Source organism: Micromonospora sp. DSM 45708 (assembly GCF_039566955.1).
In the GTDB taxonomy this organism is placed as follows: domain Bacteria; phylum Actinomycetota; class Actinomycetes; order Mycobacteriales; family Micromonosporaceae; genus Micromonospora.
This window is the reverse complement of the sequence record NZ_CP154796.1, coordinates 5,542,270-5,560,779: the sequence shown is the minus strand read 5'-3', so window position 1 is coordinate 5,560,779 and position 18,510 is coordinate 5,542,270. Positions and strand designations below refer to the sequence as shown.

The following is an 18,510-nucleotide window of genomic DNA, read 5'->3' as shown; positions in this document are numbered from 1 at the left end:
ACGACCGACGCGAGGCACCGACCCGTCTGCGCCATCAAGTTCGTAGGTGCCGGGGAAGGCGGTGGCGACCGGAGCGTCCCCCTGCCGGGCTGGCGGGCCTCGTGAGAACCCGGGATCAGGGCTTCAGCCAGCGGCGCACGCTCGGTCGTCGGGCCCGGTCCCGTGCGCGCAGCACCGCCGGCAGGTCGTGCCCGGCGGCCTCGGCCTGCCGCGCGTGCAGCAGGCCGTAGGTGAACGTGTTCTCGCCCTCGGCGTACGCCCGCAGCGCGTGCCGGCGCAGCGCCTCCCGGGTCACCACCGAGTCCTGGTGGGTCCCGAGCAGATCCTGGAGCGTCTTGAGCCGCTTCACCAGGCGGGCGGCCGGCCGGCCGGCGTCGGGTACGCGCACCTCCACCGCGTACCGGGCCGCCTTGTACTTCTTGCGCGCCTCGTGCAGGGCGGCGTCCCCGGCCGGCCCACGGTCGGCCAGCGCCCGGTCCAGCCGCTCGTCGGCGCGACGCACCGCCCGGCGGACCCGGCGGTCCACCCAGCGGCGGTTCACGTCGCCGGTCCGGCCGTCGAGCAGCCGGTCCAGGCGGGTCAGCAGGTCGGGATAGCGGTCGGAGTCCAGCGCCGCGCGCAGTCCGGTGGTCGCCTCGGCCAGGTCGGCGGCGAACCGCTCACCGACCCGCGCGGCGACCGGGCCGAGCACCAACCCGTCGGGCAGCTCGTGCACCGCCGCGGAGAGCCGGGCGGCCATCACCTGGTGGTCGCGGACCGCGCCCAGGTCGCCGCCGAGCCGGCGCAGCTCGCCCCGGACCGCCTCGCTCTCCCGCCGGTCCCACAGACCGCGGAACGTGCGCAGCGTGGCCCGCAGCCGGCGGATCGCCACGCGCATGTCGTGCACCGCGTCCTCGTCCCCCTGGTACGCCGCCGCGTGGTTGCCGACGATCGCGTACCGCTGCTCCCGGGCGTACCGCACGACCGGCCCGGCCGGGCCGGTGGGCGGGCGGTCCTCGAACCGCGCGAGCCGCCCGGCGACCGCGCGGTGGGACTTGCTGGTCGGCACCTCGCGGGCGCCGGCCCCGGCCAGCCGGACGGCAACCGCGTCGAGCAGCTCCTCGTCGCCGTCGACCAGCTCGACCTCGATCTCGTGCCAGGTCCGGGCGGTGCCGTCGACCAGGTCCTCGGACCGGACGTCGTCCTCGGCGACCTCGGCCAGCACGTGCCCGTCGGCGTCCAGCAGCCGTCGCTCCCGGCGGTGGTTGACGATCCGGGCCGCCGGGGCCACCGGCCGGCCCCGGGACGCGCCCCGGATCAACGCGACCAGCTCGACCGGCGGGCCGGCGTCGGCCGCCCCGGCCGGGAACTGGTGCTCGACCCGGGCCCCGCCGACCGCGCCCACCTTGAGGTGCCAGCCCGCGTCGTGCCCGCCGGTACGCCGCCGCAGCGCGTGACCGCTGCGCAGCAGCCGCAGGTCGTCGGTGTCCCAGTAGACGGCGTCCAGCTCCGAGTCGGTGGCGTCGGACATGGTCACGACGCCACCGCACCCGGTCAGGTCGGGCAGCCGGAAACCCTCGTCGCCGGAGAATTTCCGCTCGCGTTCCACGACGGTCGCCATACGGGTTGCGGTACCCGGTGCGTGCCGTGGTGAATCGACCTCAGCTCAGTCGTTCGAGCACCATCGCCATGCCCTGGCCGCCGCCGACGCACATGGTCTCCAGACCGATGGTCCCGTCGTGCCACTCCAGCGCGTTGAGCAGGGTGCCGGTGATCCGGGCGCCGGTCATCCCGAACGGGTGGCCGACCGCGATCGCGCCGCCGGCCACGTTCAGCTTCTCCTCCGGGATGCCGAGCTGCCGGTACGACGGGATCACCTGGGCGGCGAACGCCTCGTTGATCTCCACCAGGTCGACGTCGTCGATGGTCATGCCGGCCCGCTTCAGCGCCTGCTTCGACGCCTCGACCGGGCCGAGGCCCATGATCTCCGGGGAGAGCGCGGTGACGCCGGTGGAGACGATCCGGGCCAGCGGGGTGAGCCCCAGCTCGGCCGCCCGACCGGCGCTCATGATCACCACGGCGGCGGCGCCGTCGTTCAGCGGGCAGCAGTTGCCGGCGGTGATCCGGCCGTCCGGGCGGAACACCGGCTTGAGCCCGGCCACGCCCTCCAGGGTCACCCCGGGACGCGGACCGTCGTCCGTGCTCACCACGCTGCCGTCCGGCGTGGTGACCGGCGTGATCTCGCGGGCCCAGAAGCCGTCCGCGATCGCCTTCTCGGCCAGGTTCTGGCTGCGGACGCCGAACGCGTCCATGTCCTCGCGGGACACGTCGTAGACCTGGGCCAGGTTCTCCGCGGTCTGCCCCATGGCGAGGTAGACGTCCGGCAGGTGGCCGGCCTCCCGCGGGTCGGTCCACACCTCGGCACCGGCCTGCGTGCGGGCCTGCGAGCGCTCGCGTGCCTCGGCGAAGCGCGGGTTCTCCCAGCCGCCGCCGACCAGCGCCTGCGCCTCCGGCGGCAGCGTGTCCGAGTTGCCCCGGGCGTAGCGGGAGACCATCTCCACGCCGGCGGAGACGAACACGTCGCCCTCGCCGGCCCGGATCGCGTGCATCGCCATCCGGGTGGTCTGGAGCGAGGAGGCGCAGTAGCGGGTCAGCGTGGCGCCGGGCAGCCCGTCCAGGCCGAGCAGCGTGGCGACCACCCGGGCCATGTTGAAGCCCTGCTCACCGCCGGGCAGGCCGCACCCGAGGTAGAGGTCGTCGATGGTGGTGGGATCGAGCGCCGGGACCTTGTCGAGGGCGGCCTGGACGATGGTGGCGGCGAGGTCGTCCGGGCGGACCTCGCGCAGGGAACCCTTGAACGCGCGGCCGATGGGGGACCGGGCGGTGGCGACGATGACGGCGTCGCGGGGCGACTCAATCGGCATGAACCAACGTTAACCCGCGGGTAACTTGCGGTGGAAGCCGCACGCCGGGCGGGAAATGTCACCCCGCCGGCGGCCGACGATGGTGCCGGAACGCGACCGCCGCGGCGGCCTCGACCGCCGGGAGCAGCGCGTGGGCCCAGACCCGGTAGCCGTCCGCGGACGGGTGGAAGCCGTCGTGGCAGAGCGTGCCGGCGTCGGCCCGGAACACCGGGCCGGTCTCGGTGCCCAGATCGACCACGGTGCCGCCCGCGTCCAGCACGGCCGCTGTCTGGGCCCGCGCCATCCGCCGCCCGGACCAGCCGAGCACCTGGCGTAGCGGGGCGGCGACGGCGCGTACCGCGCCGAGGTCGGGGCAGGTGCCGACGACGACCTCGACGTTGGCCTCACGCAGCCGGCGGACCGCCGAGCCGAGGTAGGTCGCCGCGTCGACCGGACGGCCCAGCGCGGTGGCGTCGTTGGCCCCGATCAGCACCACCGCCACGTCGGGCCGCTCGCCGAGCAGCGCGCGGGCCACCTGCGTGGCCAGGTCGGTGGCGCGGGAGCCGGAGACCCCGACGCTGGACAGGTGCACCCGCCGGCCGGTCGGCCCCTCGGCGAGCAGGTTGGCGAGCTGGCCGCCGATGGTCTCCTCGAACCGGTCGACGCCCACGCCGATCGCCGACGAGTCGCCGAGCAGCACCAGCCGCAGCGGCGGCGCGTCGGCCCGACCGACCGTGGCGCGCAGCACCAGACCCAGCTCGGGCTGCGCGTACTCCCGACTGCGGGCGGCGATGGCCTGGCCGGCGAGGACCGCCGCGCCACCCACCGTGCCGGCCAGCAGCGACAGCGCCGCGGCCCGGCCCCACCGGGCCGCCGTCTCGTTCCGTCCGCTCATGCCGGCACTCCGCTTCGCTCGCTGCGCTCGCTCATGCCATTCCCTCCAGCGTGGCCGAGTCGGTGGCGGTGCCGGTCGGGGGCATCGCGCCGACGCCGAAGAAAGCCCGTCGGCGAAGCTGCGCCCACCGCCCGCCCGGCCCACGGTCGCGGCCCCGGAGCTGGGCGCCGCTGACCTCCGTCCCGGCGTGCCGGGCCGCCTCGTGGGCCGCCTCCGGGAGCGACCGTACGCCCTCCAGCCCGGCGAGCGGAGGACGGCGTTCCGGCACCGCCCCCAGCGCGGAGAGCACGGTGGGCAGCAGCGCCGCCGCGGCCATCGCGTACCCCTCCGCGGAGGGGTGGAACCGGTCCCAGGCGAACATCCGGCCGGGCTCGGCGGCGAACCGCGGCCCCAGCAGGTCACCGAGGGAGACCGTCCGGCCGCCCGCCTCCACCACGGCCACCGTCTGGGCGGCGGCGAGCTGGCGGCTCCAGCGCCGGGCCAGCCAGCGCAACGGCGGCTGGATCGGCCGGATCGTGCCCAGGTCGGGGCAGGTGCCGACGACCACCTCGCAGCCGGCGCCGCGCAGCGTGCGGACCGCGTCGACCAGGTAGCGCACGGCCAGCGCCGGCGGGGTGCGGTTGGTGACGTCGTTGCCGCCGACCAGCACCACGGCGACGTCCGGCGTGACCTCCAGGGCGGACTCGACCTGCGGCTTCAGCCCGGCCGACAGCGCGCCCACCACGGCGAACCGGTGCAGCCGGACCGGGCGGTGCAGCCGCCGGGACAGCCCGGTGGCCAGCAGCGAGCCGGGTGTCTCCCGGCGTCGGTGCACGCCGTAGCCGGCCGCGGAGGAGTCACCGAGGACGACCATGGTGACCGGCCGGCCGGGGAACCTCGCGCCGTAGACGCCGTCGCAGCGCGGTGGCGGCGCCTCGGCCATCGGGATGGTGCGGCGGGCCTGCCGGGCCTGGCCGAGCAGGACTCCGCCGGTGGCGGCGGTGGCCGCCACCGTGGCACCCGTGCCGATCGCCGCGAGGCGGGCGATCTGCCGGGCACGCCGCCAGCGGACCGGCGCGACGGAACCGACGTCCCCCATGAACCGACAGTATCGCGCCGGTACGACGACCGCTGTCCTTGATCCTGCGGCTGGGAGTCGGCCGTTCTGGGTACCGGTGGGGTGGGCTTGCCCCGGGGCCGCACCCTGGTCGGGCGAAGAGAGGCGGAATCATGGGAAAGACGTTGAAGCGCAGCGCCGCGTTCGCCGCGCTGGCCCGGGCACTGGCGGCCGGGGCGCGGGGCGGGCCGTCGCTGGGTGCCCGGCTGGCGGCGCTGCCGCGCATGATCCGGGCGACCGGGCGGGGGGAGTACGACGGCGGGCTGCGCCTGGCCCTGATGGCCGGCGCGGCGGCGTACGTCGTCTCCCCGATCGACCTGCTGCCGGAGATCCCGCTGGCGATCTTCGGGCTGGCCGACGACGCCGTCATGGTCACCTGGCTGGCCGGCAGCGTGCTCGCCGAGACCGAACGGTTCCTGGAGTGGGAGGCACGCCGCGGCTCTGTCATCCCCGGGCATGTGGCGCCCTGACGGCACGTACGCTGGGCGGCGAACCGGCTGACCGGCCGCCCCCGACGGCGGCGCTACGAAGGGCACAACGAGGTGCAGTACTACGACAACGTCGTCGAGCTGATCGGCAACACCCCGCTGGTTCGCCTGCGCAACGTCACCGAGGGCATCCAGGCGACCGTGCTGGCGAAGGTGGAATACGTCAACCCGGGCGGCTCGGTCAAGGACCGGATCGCGTTGCGCATGGTGGAGGACGCCGAGAAGGCGGGCATCCTCGGGCCGGGCGGCACGATCGTGGAGCCGACCAGCGGCAACACCGGGGTCGGGCTGGCCCTGGTGGCCCAGCTCCGGGGCTACCGCTGTGTGTTCGTCTGCCCCGACAAGGTCAGCCAGGACAAGCAGGACGTGCTGCGGGCGTACGGCGCCGAGGTGGTGGTCTGCCCGACCGCCGTCGCGCCGGAGGACCCGCGCTCCTACTACAACGTGTCCGACCGGCTGGCCCGGGAGATCCCCGGCGCGTGGAAGCCCAACCAGTACAGCAACCCGGCCAACCCGCGCTCGCACTACGAGACGACCGGCCCGGAGCTGTGGCGGCAGACCGAGGGCAAGATCACCCACTTCGTCGCCGGCGTCGGCACCGGCGGCACCATCTCCGGCATCGGCCGCTACCTCAAGGAGGCGTCCGAGGGGCGGGTCCGGGTGATCGGCGCGGACCCGGAGGGCTCGGTCTACTCCGGTGGCACCGGTCGGCCCTACCTGGTCGAGGGTGTCGGCGAGGACTTCTGGCCGGAGACGTACGACCGCTCCGTCGCCGACGAGATCGTCGAGGTGTCGGACAAGCAGTCGTTCGAGATGACCCGCCGGCTGGCCCGCGAGGAGGGGCTGCTGGTCGGCGGCTCCTGCGGCATGGCCGTGGTGGGCGCGCTGGAGGTGGCCCGCAAGGCCGGCCCGGACGACGTGGTGGTGGTGCTGCTGCCGGACGGCGGCCGGGGCTACCTGTCGAAGATCTTCAACGACCGCTGGATGGCCCGGTACGGCTTCCTGGACGACGCCGGCGCCGAGCCGACCGTGGCCGACGCGCTCGGCGGCAAGCCGGGTGGCCTGCCCGAGCTGGTGCACGTGCACCCGACCGAGACGGTCCGCGACGCCATCGACTACATGCGTGAGTACGGCGTCTCCCAGCTCCCGGTGCTCAAGGCCGAGCCGCCGGTGGTGACCGGCGAGGTGGCCGGCTCGATCGCCGAGCGGGACCTGCTCGACGCGCTCTTCACCGGCCAGGCCCACCTGCACGACACGATCGAGCGGCACATGGGTGAGCCGCTGCCGATGATCGGTGGCGGGCAGCCGGTCAGCGAGGCGGTGACGCTGCTGGAGAAGGCCGACGCGGCGCTCGTGCTGGTCGACGGCAAGCCCAAGGGTGTGCTGACCCGGCAGGACCTGCTGGCCCACCTCGGCGCGCGCTGAGCGGGTGAGGGGTCCCGGCGACGGGGCCCCTCACACCTCGCGCGCGTAGCGGAGCCGGGAGACCCGCACGGGACCGATCCGGTCGGTGCGCCGGGTGCCGGTGGCGTGCCAGCCGCCGCGTTCGTAGAAGCGGCGCGCGGACGCGTTGTCGGCCAGCACCCACAGGGCCGCCCGGCTCCACCCGCGGGCGCGCAGCGCGTCCAGCGCGTCCACCATCAGCGCCCGGCCGGTGCCCCGGCCCCGCTCGTCCGGGTCGAGGTGGATGGCGCTGAGCAGCCCGGTCGTCGGGTCGCCCTCGTCGTCCGGCCCGAGATAGCTGAAACCCACCAGCCGTCCGTCCCGCTCGGCGACGGTCATCCGGTGGTCCGCGCCCTCCCAGGTCAGCCGTTCCACCCAGTAGCGGCCGAGCGCCTCGGGGGTGGGATCGACAAGCGCGTCCGGGGGCAGGAACGACGAGTACGCCGCCACCCGGGAGCGCTGGTGCAGGGCACCGACCGCCATCAGGTCGGCCTCGGTCGCGAGACGTAGGGAGACGGTCACCCGGGCGACGGTACCCGGCGGGGCGGCACCTGCACCGTCTGGAGGTCCTCGGCGATCACCAGGTCGCCGGCGAAGTGCTCGCGGGCCTCGTCGTGGAAGCGGCGCGGGTCGGCGTACCGCTGGGAGAAGTGGGTGAGCACGAGCGTGCGTACCCCCGACTCGGTGGCCACCCGCGCGGCCTGGCCGGCGGTGAGGTGGCCGACCTCGGCGGCGAGTGCGGCCTCCGACTCGCAGAACGTCGACTCGATGACCAGCAGGTCGGCGTGCTCGGCCAGCGCGTACACCCCGTCGCAGAGCCCGGTGTCCATGACGAACGCGAACCGCTGCCCGGGTCGGGTGACGCTCACCTCGTCGCGGGTGACGCGGCGTCCGTGGACGTCCAGGTGGCCCTCGCGGTGCAGCTTCCCCACCGCCGGACCGACGATGCCGTACGCGGACAGCCGCTCCGGCAGCATCCGGCAGCCGTCCGGCTCGACGAGCCGGTACCCGTACGTCTCGACGGGGTGCCGCAGCCGGCGGGCCTCCAGCGTGCCGACGCCCAGCGTGATCCGTTGCCCGTCGGCGTGGATCGGCTCGACGGTCAGCTCGGCGGTCTCGTGGAAGCTGGAGGCGTGGCGCAGCCGGTCGAAGTACTCGGCGCCGCCGGCCGGGAAGTGCACGGCCACCGGGTGGGGGACCCGGTCCAGGGAGAGGCGCTGGATCATGCCGGGCAGCCCGAGGCAGTGGTCGCCGTGGAAGTGGGTGACGCAGATCCGGGTCAGGTCGGTGGCGGTCACGCCGGTGTGCAGCATCTGGCGCTGGCTGCCCTCACCCGGGTCGAAGAGGATCACCTCATCGTCCCAGCGCAGCAGGTAGCCGTTGTGGTTGCGGGCCCGGGTGGGGGCCTGACTGGCCGTGCCGAGCACCACCAGCTCACGCATGGACACGGTTTTCTCCCGGGCATGAAGCGACCCCCGGGGCTTCCGCGCTCGCGCGCGGGCCGGCTGGACTGGGCCGGCACCCCGGGGGTCGGGTGGCTGTCGTGGTTTCGCCGCACCGCTGCCACACGGTCTCGACGATCGAGCTGCCCGCCTCGCGGCGGACGATGTTTCACTGTCGAGGACAGCGGCTAGCGGACAGCCACCTCACGAGTCCGATTGCTATACAAGTCTGGACCACCTCCTTTCCCGTGTACCGCCACGCTATCCACTTCCCGGCGGCCACGGCAACGGATTTCGATCACAGACGTTCACTCCACGCCGATCGGGCCCTCGCGCGGGCCGTCCTCGTGCGCCGGCTGCACCGCCAGCGACGGGAAGTCGGCCAGGTCGCCCTCCGGCTCGGCGTCCCACTCCGGGAAGACGAGCGGGCTCTGGAGGTAGAGGCAGAGCAACTGGGTGAGCTGGTGGAGGCCGTCCAGGTGGGTCCGCTCGTGGCCGTGGGTGGCGTCCACCCCGAAGCCGAGCAGCGCCACCCGCGCGTGCGCGCCGGCCTCGACCGCGGACGCCGCGTCCGAGCGGTAGTAGTCGAAGACGTCGCGGACCAGGTCGACGCCGTGCTCCGTGGCGATGGCGGCCAGGTTGCGGGTCAGGTGGTAGTCGAACGGCCCGACCCCGTCGCCCATGGCCAGCGTGGCGGCGTTCTCCCGGGACTGCTGGCCGGGCGCGACCACCGCCGCGTCCACCGAGACGATCTCCGCCACGTCCGGGTCCAGCCCGTGGCTGGCGCCGTGGCCGATCTCCTCGGTAACGGTGACCAGCAGGTGCGCGGTGACCGCCGGGGTCACGCCGGCGTCGACCATCGCCTTGAACGCGGTCAGCACCGCGGCCACCCCGGCCTTGTCGTCCAGGTGGCGGGACTTGACGTACCCGGCCGGGGTGATGGTCGGGTTGGGCAGCAGCGCGACGAAGTCCCCGGCGTCGATGCCGAGCGCCCGCAGTCCGGCCTCGTCGTGCACCGGCTCGTCGACCCGGACCTCGACCAGCTCCCAGCCGACGCCCTGGAGGTCGACCGCCTCGTTGTAGCGGTGCCCGCTCGCCTTCAGCGGCAGCACCTGGCCGGTGACCACCCGGTCCAGATCGTCGGTGAAGATCCGCACGTGGGCGCCCTCGGCGAAGCGGGCGCTGTGCGTGCCGATCGGGTTGATCTCCAGCCGCCCGTTCTCCTTGAGCCGCTTCACCATGCCGCCGATGGTGTCGGTGTGCACCACCACGGCCCGGTCGGCGCCGGTCGGCCGGGGCCCGGGCAGGCAGGCGCTCAGCGCCCCGCGCCGGGTCAGCGTGGAGCTGATCCCGAGCGCGGAGAGCCGCTCGCCGACGTACTGCTGGATGTGGTCGGTACGCCCGGACGGGCTGGGGATCTCCAGCAGTTCCACCAGCACCTGACGCAGGTATTCGAGGTCGAGCTTGAGCGGTTGGGGTTTGCGTGCGGTCATGCCCCAGAGCCTGCCGCACCGGCTGGCGACCAGAGTCGCTGCGGTGCCCGCGTACCCGGGAAGAGCAGGTCGACGAACCGTTCGGCGGTCGGCTGCGGCTCGTGGTTGGCCAGGCCCGGCCGTTCGTTGGCCTCGATGAACACGTGCTCCGGGGCGTCCGGCGCGGGCACCAGCAGGTCCAGCCCGGTGACCGGGATGTCCAGCGCCCGGCTGGCCGTCACGCACGCCTCGGCGATCACCGGGTGCAGTTCGGCGGTCACGTCGTGGATGGTGCCGCCGGTGTGCAGGTTGGCCGTCCGGCGGACCGCCAGCACCTGACCCTCCGGCAGCACGTCGTGCATCTGGTGGCCGGCCTCGGCCACCACCTCACGGGTCATGTCGTCGACCGGGATCCGGGACTCGCCACCGGTGGCGGCGGCCCGGCGACGGCTCTGCCGGTCGATCAGCTCGGTGACGTCGTGCACGCCGTCGCCGGTGATCTGCGCCGGCCGGCGGACCGCGGCGGCCACCACCTCGTGGTCGATCACCACCACCCGCAGGTCCTCGCCCGCGCGCAGCTCCTCGATCAGCACGTCCGGGCAGAAGCGCCGGGCCAGCTCGACGGCGGCGGTCAGCGCCTCCGGCGTCCGTACGCCGACGGTGATCCCGTTGCCCTGCTCGCCGCGCGCCGGCTTGACCACCACCGGGCCGACGTCGGCCAGGAACGCCAGGTCGTCGGGGTCCCCGGTGGCGGTGCGCCCACGCGGCACGGACAGGCCCGCCTCGGTGAGGATGCGCCGGGTCACCCGCTTGTCGTCGCAGCGGCTCATCGCCACCGCCGAGGTCAGCTCCGACAGCGACTCGCGGGTGTGGATGGTCCGGCCGCCGCTGGTCAGCTTCAGCTCACCCCAGTGCGGATCGGTCACCTCCACCCGGATGCCGCGCCGCATCGCCTCGTCCGCGACGATCTTCGCGTACGGGTTCAGCTCGTCGTACCCCGCCGGCATCGCGGGCAGGAACAGGCGCTCGTTGATCGGGTTCTTCCGCTTCACGCAGAGCGTGCCGGTGCGGTGGAAACCGAGCCGCTCGTAGAGCCGGATCGCGCCCGAGTTCTCCGCCAGCACGGACAGGTCCACGTACGCCCGGCCGCGCGCGTCGAGCTGGTCGGCGAGCGCGGTGAGCAGCGCCTGGCCGGTGCCGGGCGGCGCGGTGTTGAAGTCCACCGTCAGGCACCACAGGCTGGCGCCGTTCTCCGGGTCGGCGAAGACCGCGACGTGGTCCACACCGGTGATGGTGCCGACCACCTCGCCGGTCGCGTCCTCGGCGACCAGGTGCAGGAACCGGTCGGTGGCGGCGTTGTCCACCAGCACCTCGACCGGGGCGGTGACCATGCCGTTGCGGGCGTAGATCCGGTTCACCGCGTCCGCGTCGTCGGCGTCGCGCAGCGGCCGGATGGCCAACCCGGGAATGTCCTCGCCCCCGGTGGCGGCCGGCCGGCGCTCGCCCAGCGGCAGCCGGTAGGTCAGCGACGGGTCGATGAACAGCTCGTCCGGCAGCCGGGAGACCAGCACGTGCGGGTCGCGCAGGTAGATGCAGATGTCCCGGGCGCCGTTGGCCTCGGAGCGCAGCACGTCGGCGACGTGCACCTGGTCGGCGAAGGTCTGGCCGAAGACCAGCCGGCCCCAGCCGCAGTCCAGCACCACGCCGGAGGCGTCGGTGGCCGCGGCGGTGGACGGCAGCGCCGGTTCCGGCGTACCGGGGGCGACCGGGTCACCGCCCGGGCCGGTGCGTTCCCGGCGCCGGCCCAGCACCCGTTCCCGGTCGGTGCGAGCCGTGCCGGTGGCGAGGGTGTCGGTCACGGTCAGTCGATTCCGTGGCTCTGGAGCCACATTTCCAGGAGTCCCAGTTGCCACAGCTTGTTTCCGTTCAACGGGGTCAGTTCGGCGTTCGGGTCGGCGAGCAGCGCGTCGACGTAGTCGGCGCGGAACAGGTCACGGCGGCGCGCCTCGGGGGCGCCGAGCGCGTCGCGTACCCGGTCGAGGAGCTTGCCCTCCAGGTGGGTGAGGCCCGGGACCGGGAAGTAGCCCTTGGGCCGGTCGATGACCTCGTGCGGCAGCACCCGGCGGCCGATCTCCTTGAGCACGCCCTTGCCGCCCTGGGCCAGCTTCAGCTCCGGCGGGCAGCTCGCGGCCAGCTCGACGAACTCGTGGTCGAGGAACGGCACCCGGGCCTCCAGCCCGTGCGCCATGGTCATGTTGTCGACCCGCTTCACCGGGTCGTCGGTGAGCATGACCTGGGTGTCGATCCGCAGGCCGGCGTCGACCGCGGTCTGCGCGCCCGGCCGGCCCAGGTGCGCGGCGACGAACTCGCGCGCCGGGTCGCCGTCGGCCAGCCAGTCGGGGTTGAGCACGCGGGCCAGTCCGGCCGCGTCACGGTCGAAGAACGCCTTCGCGTACGTGTCGAGCGCCTGCTCCCGGTCCACCCCGGCCAGCGGCGGGTACCAGTGGTAGCCGCCCAGGATCTCGTCCGCGCCCTGGCCCGACTGGACCACCTTCACGTGCCGCGCGACCTCCTGGCTGAGCAGCCAGAACGCCACGCAGTCGTGGCTGACCATGGGTTCGCTCATGGCCGCGACGGCGGCCTCCAGCGGCGGCAGCAGGTCGCCGGTGGGCACCCGGATCTGGTGGTGGTCGGTGCCGAACGTCTTCGCCACCAGGTCGGAGTAGACGAACTCGTCGCCCTCCCGGCCGCCCACCGCGTCGAAGCCGATGGAGAACGTGGCCAGGCCGGAGCGGGCCTGCCCCTCGCCGGCCAGCAGCGCGACCACCAGGCTGGAGTCGAGGCCGCCGGAGAGCAGCACACCCACCGGCACGTCGGCCACCATCCGGCGGCGTACCGCGGTGGTGAGCGAGTCGAGCAGCGCGTCCTGCCAGTCCCGCTCGGACCAGTCGGCCCGCTCGGTGGCCCGGCCGAACGTGGGGTCCCAGTAGACCCGCTCGCGGGTGGTGCCGTCCGCCTCGTACACCTTGACCGTGGCGGGCGGCAGCTTGGTGACGCCGCTCAGGATGGTCCGCGGCGGCGGCACGATGCTGTGGAAGCTCAGGTAGTGGGCGAGCGCCACCCGGTCGATGGTGGTGTCGACGCCGCCGCCGGCCAGCAACGCCGGCAGGGTGGAGGCGAAGCGCACCACGCCGGGGCTCTCGGCCAGGTACAGCGGCTTGATGCCGAGCCGGTCCCGGGCCAGCACCAGGCGGCCGGTGTCCCGCTCGCTGATCGCCACCGCGAACATGCCGACCAGGTGGTCGACGAAGTCGAGCCCCCACTCGGCGTACGCCTTGACCACGACCTCGCTGTCCCCGGCGGAGAAGAAGCGGTGCCCCTTGGCCTGCAACTCGGCGCGCAGCTCGCGGTAGTTGTAGATGCAGCCGTTGAAGACCCCGGTGAGGCCCGCGGCGGCGTCCACGATGGGTTGGCCGCTGGCTGCGGACAAGTCGATGATCTTCAGGCGCCGGTGTCCCAGCGCGGTCGGGCCCTGCGACCAGATGCCGCTGTCGTCGGGCCCTCGGTCACTCATCGTGGCCGCCATCCGTTCCACGGCCGAGACATCGGCCCGTGAACCGTCACGACGGAACTCTCCCGCAAGTCCGCACATACGAGCCAATGCTGCCAGAGCTTGTTGCAGTTCGCCTGTTGAGACGATGACGAACGTGTGACAGCTTGCTACGATGCGCCGTCACCGAGGGTGGTTGCCTGTCACGGCTGGGGTTCCTGCCCGCCCCGGGACGGATGCCGGAAATGCGCCGGGCCCACGGTGTGACGAACACCGCAGGCCCGGTCGGCGGACGTCTGGGGTCAGCCGGCGGTACGGGCCACGCCGACCGGGCAGCTCAGCCCGTTGGGCCCGTGGTTGCAGTATCCGTTCGGGTTCTTCGTCGGGGCCAGGTACTGCTGGTGGTAGTCCTCGGCAAAGAAATAGTCGCCCAGCGGGGCGATCTCCGTGGTGATCTCCCCCTTGCCGGCGCGCGCCACGATCGGCGCGAACGCGTCCCGCGAGGCCAGCGCCGCGGCGCGCTGCTCGTCGGTGGTGGTGTAGATCGCGGAGCGGTACTGGGTGCCCACGTCGTTGCCCTGGCGCATGCCCTGGGTCGGGTCGTGGTTCTCCCAGAAGACCTTGAGCAGGTCCTCGTAGGTGATCTTCGACGGGTCGTAGACCACCTGGACCACCTCGGCGTGCCCGGTCATGCCCGAGCAGACCTCCTCGTACGTCGGGTTGGTGGTGTAGCCGCCCGCGTAGCCGGCCGACGTGGTGAGCACGCCGGGCAGCGTCCAGAACAGCCGCTCGGCGCCCCAGAAGCAGCCCATGCCGAAGACGGCGACCTGCGCGCCCTCGGGGAACGGGCCCTTCAGCGAGGACGGCAGCACCTCGTGCCGGTCGGCGACGGGCATGGCGAGCGGGCGACCCGGCAGGGCCTGGTCAGGAGCGATCATCTCGGCCTTCATGCGGCGGAGGAACACGGTGGGACTCCTCTCGTGGCTTTCCCCAGCCTGTAACAGCGCCGGCGCCCGGTTCCTTACCCACCCGCCCGCACGTCAGGCCAGCGCGGCCGAGATCCGCCCGGCGAACCCGGTCGCCTCCGCGTCGTCGGCGTAGCGCGTCCGCGGCCAGAAGAAGCCGCGCAGCCCGTCGCCCCTGGTCCGGGGCACCACGTGGGTGTGCAGGTGCGGGACGGACTGGGACACCTTGTTGTTCATCGCCACGAACGTCCCACCGGAGCCCAGGCCGGACTCGACCGCCACCGCGACGCGCTGCACCAGGCGGAAGTAGCCGGGCAGTGCGTCGGTCGGCAGGTCGGCCAGCGCCACCAGGTGGGTGCGCGGCACCACCAACACGTGTCCCTTGAACACCGGCCGGGTGTCCAGGAACGCCACCCCGTCCGGCTCGTCCGTCACCACGAAGCCCGGCACCTCGCCGGCCACGATCCCGCAGAACACACACCCAGCCATCCGCTCAGGCTAGGCCCACCCCACCGGTCCCGCCGGGCGCGCCCTGCCCCCGACCGGGCGGGTTGGTCAGGGCCGGTCCAGGTAGGCGTCCCAGTCGTCGTCGGGGATGCCGGGTGGGCCGGTTTCGCCGTTGGCGAGGCGCGCCTGGATGTCGGCCTCCCACCGGTGGGCCCAGCGGCGCAGTTCTCCGATGTCGTCCTCACCGAGGCCGTAGGCCACGAACGTCTCCACGTCGAGTTCGTCGATCCCGCCGAGTCGGTCCGCGAGGTCATGCAGCGAGAATCCAGCGGTGTGCCGGGCGGCCAGGGACTCCATCTCCGCGCATGTCATCAACCTGTTGGCGGCCCGGACATCTATGTAGTCGCGATGGGCGGCGCGGTCGTGCAGCGCCCGGACCTTGAGCCCGACCGCGTCCTGGAGCGCCAACACCGGACCGACGTGCAGTTCGACCGGCGGACCGATCGCCTCTTTCAACAGGTCGACCTCGCAGTCCCCGGCTGGGCCACTGACCATCAGCCGGGCCATTCGAGGAGTCGCCTCGACCACACGACAGTCATGGCCCGCGGCCTGGTACGCCTTCGCCAGGCGATCAGCCACCGAGACAAGCGGTAAGGCGGTGGCGGTGGCGAAGTCGATGTCGCGGGACGGGCGACGGAGAAGTTCGTGCGCGGCGAGGGCGTAGCCGCCGGCGAGCACCAAGCCGAGATCGTCGCCGGCCTGGAATCCGATCCGCAGCAAATGGAGATGCAGCTCGTCCACGGCTATGCGGCGAGGCCGGGCATTCGGCTCTCCCAGAGCGCGATGACCCGCCGCGCGGTCAACCTACGTATGCGGGGCCAATCCGCGCGGAGCAGGATGGGATTGACGTACCGGACGATGTCCTCACGTTGCCCGCAGTCCATCAACGTGCGGTACAGCGTGAGCCGCTGCCCGGAATCGTCGACGTCGAAGTCGGTGAGCCCGGACCAGGCGAGGCGGACCGGCAGGCTGAGGTGCCCGTGATCCGGCCCACGGAGATCGTCGAGCGACGTGGGGATCCGGTGCATGACGCCGTGCAGGCGCGAGGGCAGCGCTTCGGTCGAACTCACCGGCCCAGTATGGCCGACCGGGCGACGACCTCGCGGTCGTGACCCGCGCGCCGGGTTCCCTGCGTCGGGGTGAACCGGCGGACTAACGTCTCGGGCATGAGTCACGGCTTCGAGACGCTCGCCATCCACGCCGGCCAGGACCCGGAGGCCCGCACCGGCGCGGTGATCCCTCCGATCTACCAGACCAGCACCTACGCCCAGGACGCGGTCGGCGCGCCCCGCGAGGGCTACGAGTACAGCCGCTCCGGCAACCCCACCCGGGACGCGTTGCAGGAGTGCCTGGCCGCGCTGGAGGGCGGCCCGGTGGGGCTCGCCTTCGCCAGCGGCCTGGCCGCCGAGGACACGCTGCTGCGGACCGTCTGCAAGCCGGGCGACCACGTGGTGATCCCGGACGACGCGTACGGCGGCACGTACCGGCTGTTCGCCAAGGTGGCCGAGCGCTGGGGCCTGGACTACACCCCGGCGAAGGTCTCCGACGCGGACGCGGTCCGGGCCGCGATCCGACCCGGCGCGACCCGGATCGTCTGGGTGGAGACGCCGACCAACCCGCTGCTCGGCATCGCCGACATCGCCGCCCTGGCCGCCGTGGCGCACGACGCCGGCGCGCTGCTGGTGGTCGACAACACGTTCGCCTCGCCGTACCTGCAACAGCCGATCGCGTTCGGCGCGGACGTGGTGGTGCACTCCACCACGAAGTACGTCGGCGGGCACTCCGACGTGGTCGGCGGCGCGCTGGTCGCCGCGGACCGCGCGCTCGGCGAGGAGCTGCGCTACCACCAGAACGCGATGGGCGCGGTCAACGGCCCGTTCGACGCCTGGCTCACGCTGCGCGGCATCAAGACCCTCGGGGTACGGATGGACCGGCACTGCGACAACGCCGAGCGGATCGCCGCCTTCCTGGACAGCAACGCGAAGGTCGCCCAGGTGCTCTACCCGGGCCTGCCGTCGCACCCGGGTCACGAGGTGGCCGCCAAGCAGATGCGCCGGTTCGGCGGCATGATCTCGTTCCGCGCGGCGGGCGGCGAGGAGCACGCCGTGGAGATCTGCAACCGGGCCCGGCTGTTCGTGCTCGCGGAGTCGCTCGGCGGGGTGGAGTCCCTGATCGAGCACCCGGGCCGGATGACACACGCGAGCGCTGCCGGCTCGCCGCTTGAAGTTCCCGGCGATCTCGTGCGACTGTCTGTCGGCATCGAGACGGTCGACGACCTGCTCACCGATCTGGAGCAGGCACTGGGCTGACCGCTGGACGGGAGGGTGGCAGTGCCGGACATCTTGCCGACGACCTGGGTCGGGGCGACCGCGAAGCAGATCGCCCGCGCGGTACGCCGCGGCGACGTCTCCGCCACCCAGGTGGTGGCCGACCACCTCGACCACGTGTCGCGGGTCGACGCCGAGCTGGCCGCGTTCCGCGCGGTCCGTGGCGGCGAGGCGATCACCGAGGCGGAGAAGGTCGACGAGCAGGAGGAACTGGCCGACCTGCCGCTGGCCGGCGTGCCGGTGGCCGTCAAGGAGAACACGCCGGTGGCTGGCCTGCCCACCTGGAACGGGTCGGCCGCGATGCGTACCGCGGTGGCGGAGGCCGACCACGAGGTGGTCCGGCGGCTGCGCGGCGCGGGCGCGGTGATCATCGGGGTGACCCGGATGCCGGAACTCGGCCTCTGGGCCCTCACCGACGACGACACCGGCGTGACCCGCAACCCCTGGGACCGGACGCGTACCCCCGGCGGTTCCTCCGGCGGCGCCGCCGCCGCGGTGGCCGCCGGGTTGGTGCCGATGGCCCACGGCAACGACGGCCTCGGCTCGATCCGCATCCCGGCGGCCTGCTGCGGTCTGGTCGGGCTCAAGCCGGGCCGGGGCGTGGTGCCCTGCCAGCTCGGCGCGGACGACTGGTTCGGCCTCACCGAGCACGGCATGCTGACCTCGACGGTGGCGGACGCGGTGGTCGGCTTCTCGGTGCTGGCCGGCCGCCGGCCGGACAAGCTGGTCCCGCCGCCGCGGCTGCGGGTCGGCGTCTCGCTGCGCTCCCCGGTGAAGGGCGTCTCCCCGGACGCGGCGAACTCCGACGCGGTCGCCGCCGCCGGCCGGCTGCTCGCCGCCGCCGGGCACGACACCGTCCCCGCCGACCCGATCTACCCGACCCGGCTGGGCCTCCAGGGCATCGCCACCTGGTTCGCGGCTGCCGCCGCCGACGTGCGGGCCGCCGGCGTGGCGCCGCGCCAGCTCCAGCGGCGCAGCCGCCGGCACGTCGCGCTCGGCGAGTGGGCGCAGCGCCGGGGGTACGTCAAGGAGGCCGACCGGGCCGCCTGGCGGGAGCGGTCGGTGCACTTCTTCGACGACCACTCGGTCGACCTGCTGCTCACCCCGGCGCTGGCCGGGCCGCCGCCGGAGGCCGCCGGCTGGTCGGGGCGCTCCTGGCTGGCGAACATGTCGACGAACATCCGGTACGCCCCGTACGCCGCGCCGTGGAACATCGCCGGCCTGCCGTCGATCGTGGTGCCGGTCGGGCGTCGCCCGGACGGGCTGCCGGTCGGGGTGCAGTTCGTCGGCCCGCCCGGCTCCGAGCTGCTGCTGCTCGGGGTGGCCGGCCAGTTCGAGATGCAGGCGCCGTGGCAGCGGCACGCCCCCGGCTATCCCCGCGTCGGAACGGGGTCACCGGCCGTCGCATGATCGTCTAACGTGTGCGCGTCCCTGTCGCGCGTA

At 73.6% G+C, this 18,510-nt stretch carries 17 protein-coding genes; 4 read left to right on the top strand and 13 right to left on the bottom strand.

The annotated features are described in order from the left end of the window. Positions 1-115: 115 nt before the first annotated feature. From VKK44_RS23845 to VKK44_RS23830, 4 genes are read right to left on the bottom strand one after another with little or no spacing between them, the layout of a single operon-like run. Positions 116-1,600 carry a CYTH and CHAD domain-containing protein gene (locus tag VKK44_RS23845; protein ID WP_343443441.1) on the bottom strand — a complete coding sequence of 495 codons (1,485 nt, stop codon included), beginning with the start codon at positions 1,598-1,600 and terminating at the stop codon, positions 116-118. Positions 1,601-1,640: 40 nt separating this feature from the next. Further along, positions 1,641-2,903 carry an acetyl-CoA C-acetyltransferase gene (locus tag VKK44_RS23840; RefSeq protein WP_343443440.1) on the bottom strand — a complete coding sequence of 421 codons (1,263 nt, stop codon included), beginning with the start codon at positions 2,901-2,903 and terminating at the stop codon, positions 1,641-1,643. A 58-nt stretch (positions 2,904-2,961) separates the two neighbouring features. Continuing rightward, on the bottom strand, positions 2,962-3,777 hold the full coding sequence (locus VKK44_RS23835) for an SGNH/GDSL hydrolase family protein (RefSeq protein WP_343443439.1): 816 nt from the start codon (positions 3,775-3,777) through the stop codon (positions 2,962-2,964). Positions 3,778-3,808: 31 nt separating this feature from the next. After that, positions 3,809-4,855, bottom strand: a complete 1,047-nt coding sequence (locus tag VKK44_RS23830; protein WP_343443438.1) for an SGNH/GDSL hydrolase family protein — start codon at positions 4,853-4,855, stop codon at positions 3,809-3,811. A 131-nt stretch (positions 4,856-4,986) separates the two neighbouring features. On the opposite strand from VKK44_RS23830, the gene VKK44_RS23825 reads away from it, so the two are divergent. Continuing rightward, a complete protein-coding gene (locus tag VKK44_RS23825; protein ID WP_343443437.1) occupies positions 4,987-5,343 on the top strand; it encodes a YkvA family protein in 357 nt (118 codons plus the stop codon). A 72-nt stretch (positions 5,344-5,415) separates the two neighbouring features. Beyond that, positions 5,416-6,786, top strand: a complete 1,371-nt coding sequence (locus tag VKK44_RS23820) for a cystathionine beta-synthase (protein ID WP_343443436.1) — start codon at positions 5,416-5,418, stop codon at positions 6,784-6,786. A 30-nt stretch (positions 6,787-6,816) separates the two neighbouring features. Here the strand turns inward: VKK44_RS23820 and VKK44_RS23815 are convergent, their stop codons facing one another. The 9 genes from VKK44_RS23815 to VKK44_RS23775 all read right to left on the bottom strand — a co-directional run bounded on the left by VKK44_RS23815 (position 6,817) and on the right by VKK44_RS23775 (position 15,810). Then, positions 6,817-7,326, bottom strand: a complete 510-nt coding sequence (locus VKK44_RS23815; protein ID WP_343443435.1) for a GNAT family N-acetyltransferase — start codon at positions 7,324-7,326, stop codon at positions 6,817-6,819. Beyond that, positions 7,323-8,252, bottom strand: coding sequence for a ribonuclease Z (locus VKK44_RS23810; RefSeq protein WP_343443434.1), 930 nt, complete (start codon positions 8,250-8,252; stop codon positions 7,323-7,325). Before VKK44_RS23810 ends, VKK44_RS23815 begins: the two co-directional genes overlap by 4 nt. 302 nt (positions 8,253-8,554) lie before the next feature. Beyond that, positions 8,555-9,739 (bottom strand): osmoprotectant NAGGN system M42 family peptidase, encoded by a 1,185-nt coding sequence (locus VKK44_RS23805; RefSeq protein ID WP_343443433.1) that lies wholly within the window; start codon positions 9,737-9,739, stop codon positions 8,555-8,557. Then, the gene (gene ngg / locus VKK44_RS23800; protein ID WP_343443432.1) at positions 9,736-11,577 is read right to left on the bottom strand and encodes an N-acetylglutaminylglutamine synthetase; all 1,842 of its coding nucleotides are present in this window, start codon (positions 11,575-11,577) and stop codon (positions 9,736-9,738) included. Before ngg ends, VKK44_RS23805 begins: the two co-directional genes overlap by 4 nt. A 2-nt stretch (positions 11,578-11,579) precedes the next feature. After that, a complete protein-coding gene (locus VKK44_RS23795) occupies positions 11,580-13,370 on the bottom strand; it encodes an N-acetylglutaminylglutamine amidotransferase (protein ID WP_343443431.1) in 1,791 nt (596 codons plus the stop codon). A 200-nt stretch (positions 13,371-13,570) separates the two neighbouring features. Then, entirely contained in the window at positions 13,571-14,233 is a 663-nt protein-coding gene (gene msrA, locus VKK44_RS23790; RefSeq protein ID WP_343443430.1) for a peptide-methionine (S)-S-oxide reductase MsrA, read from the bottom strand. 75 nt (positions 14,234-14,308) lie between these two features. Next, on the bottom strand, positions 14,309-14,722 hold the full coding sequence (locus VKK44_RS23785) for an HIT family protein (protein ID WP_343443429.1): 414 nt from the start codon (positions 14,720-14,722) through the stop codon (positions 14,309-14,311). 66 nt (positions 14,723-14,788) lie between these two features. Further along, entirely contained in the window at positions 14,789-15,481 is a 693-nt protein-coding gene (locus VKK44_RS23780; RefSeq protein WP_343443428.1) for a nucleotidyl transferase AbiEii/AbiGii toxin family protein, read from the bottom strand. Positions 15,482-15,483: 2 nt separating this feature from the next. Then, positions 15,484-15,810, bottom strand: coding sequence for a hypothetical protein (locus tag VKK44_RS23775; protein ID WP_343443427.1), 327 nt, complete (start codon positions 15,808-15,810; stop codon positions 15,484-15,486). A gap of 96 nt (positions 15,811-15,906) precedes the next feature. Between VKK44_RS23775 and VKK44_RS23770 the strand changes: the two genes are divergently transcribed. Both VKK44_RS23770 and VKK44_RS23765 read left to right on the top strand, forming a co-directional pair. Beyond that, on the top strand, positions 15,907-17,049 hold the full coding sequence (locus VKK44_RS23770; protein WP_343443426.1) for a cystathionine gamma-synthase: 1,143 nt from the start codon (positions 15,907-15,909) through the stop codon (positions 17,047-17,049). A gap of 15 nt (positions 17,050-17,064) precedes the next feature. Beyond that, a complete protein-coding gene (locus VKK44_RS23765) occupies positions 17,065-18,477 on the top strand; it encodes an amidase (protein ID WP_343443425.1) in 1,413 nt (470 codons plus the stop codon). The last annotated feature ends 33 nt before the right edge of the window (positions 18,478-18,510 follow it).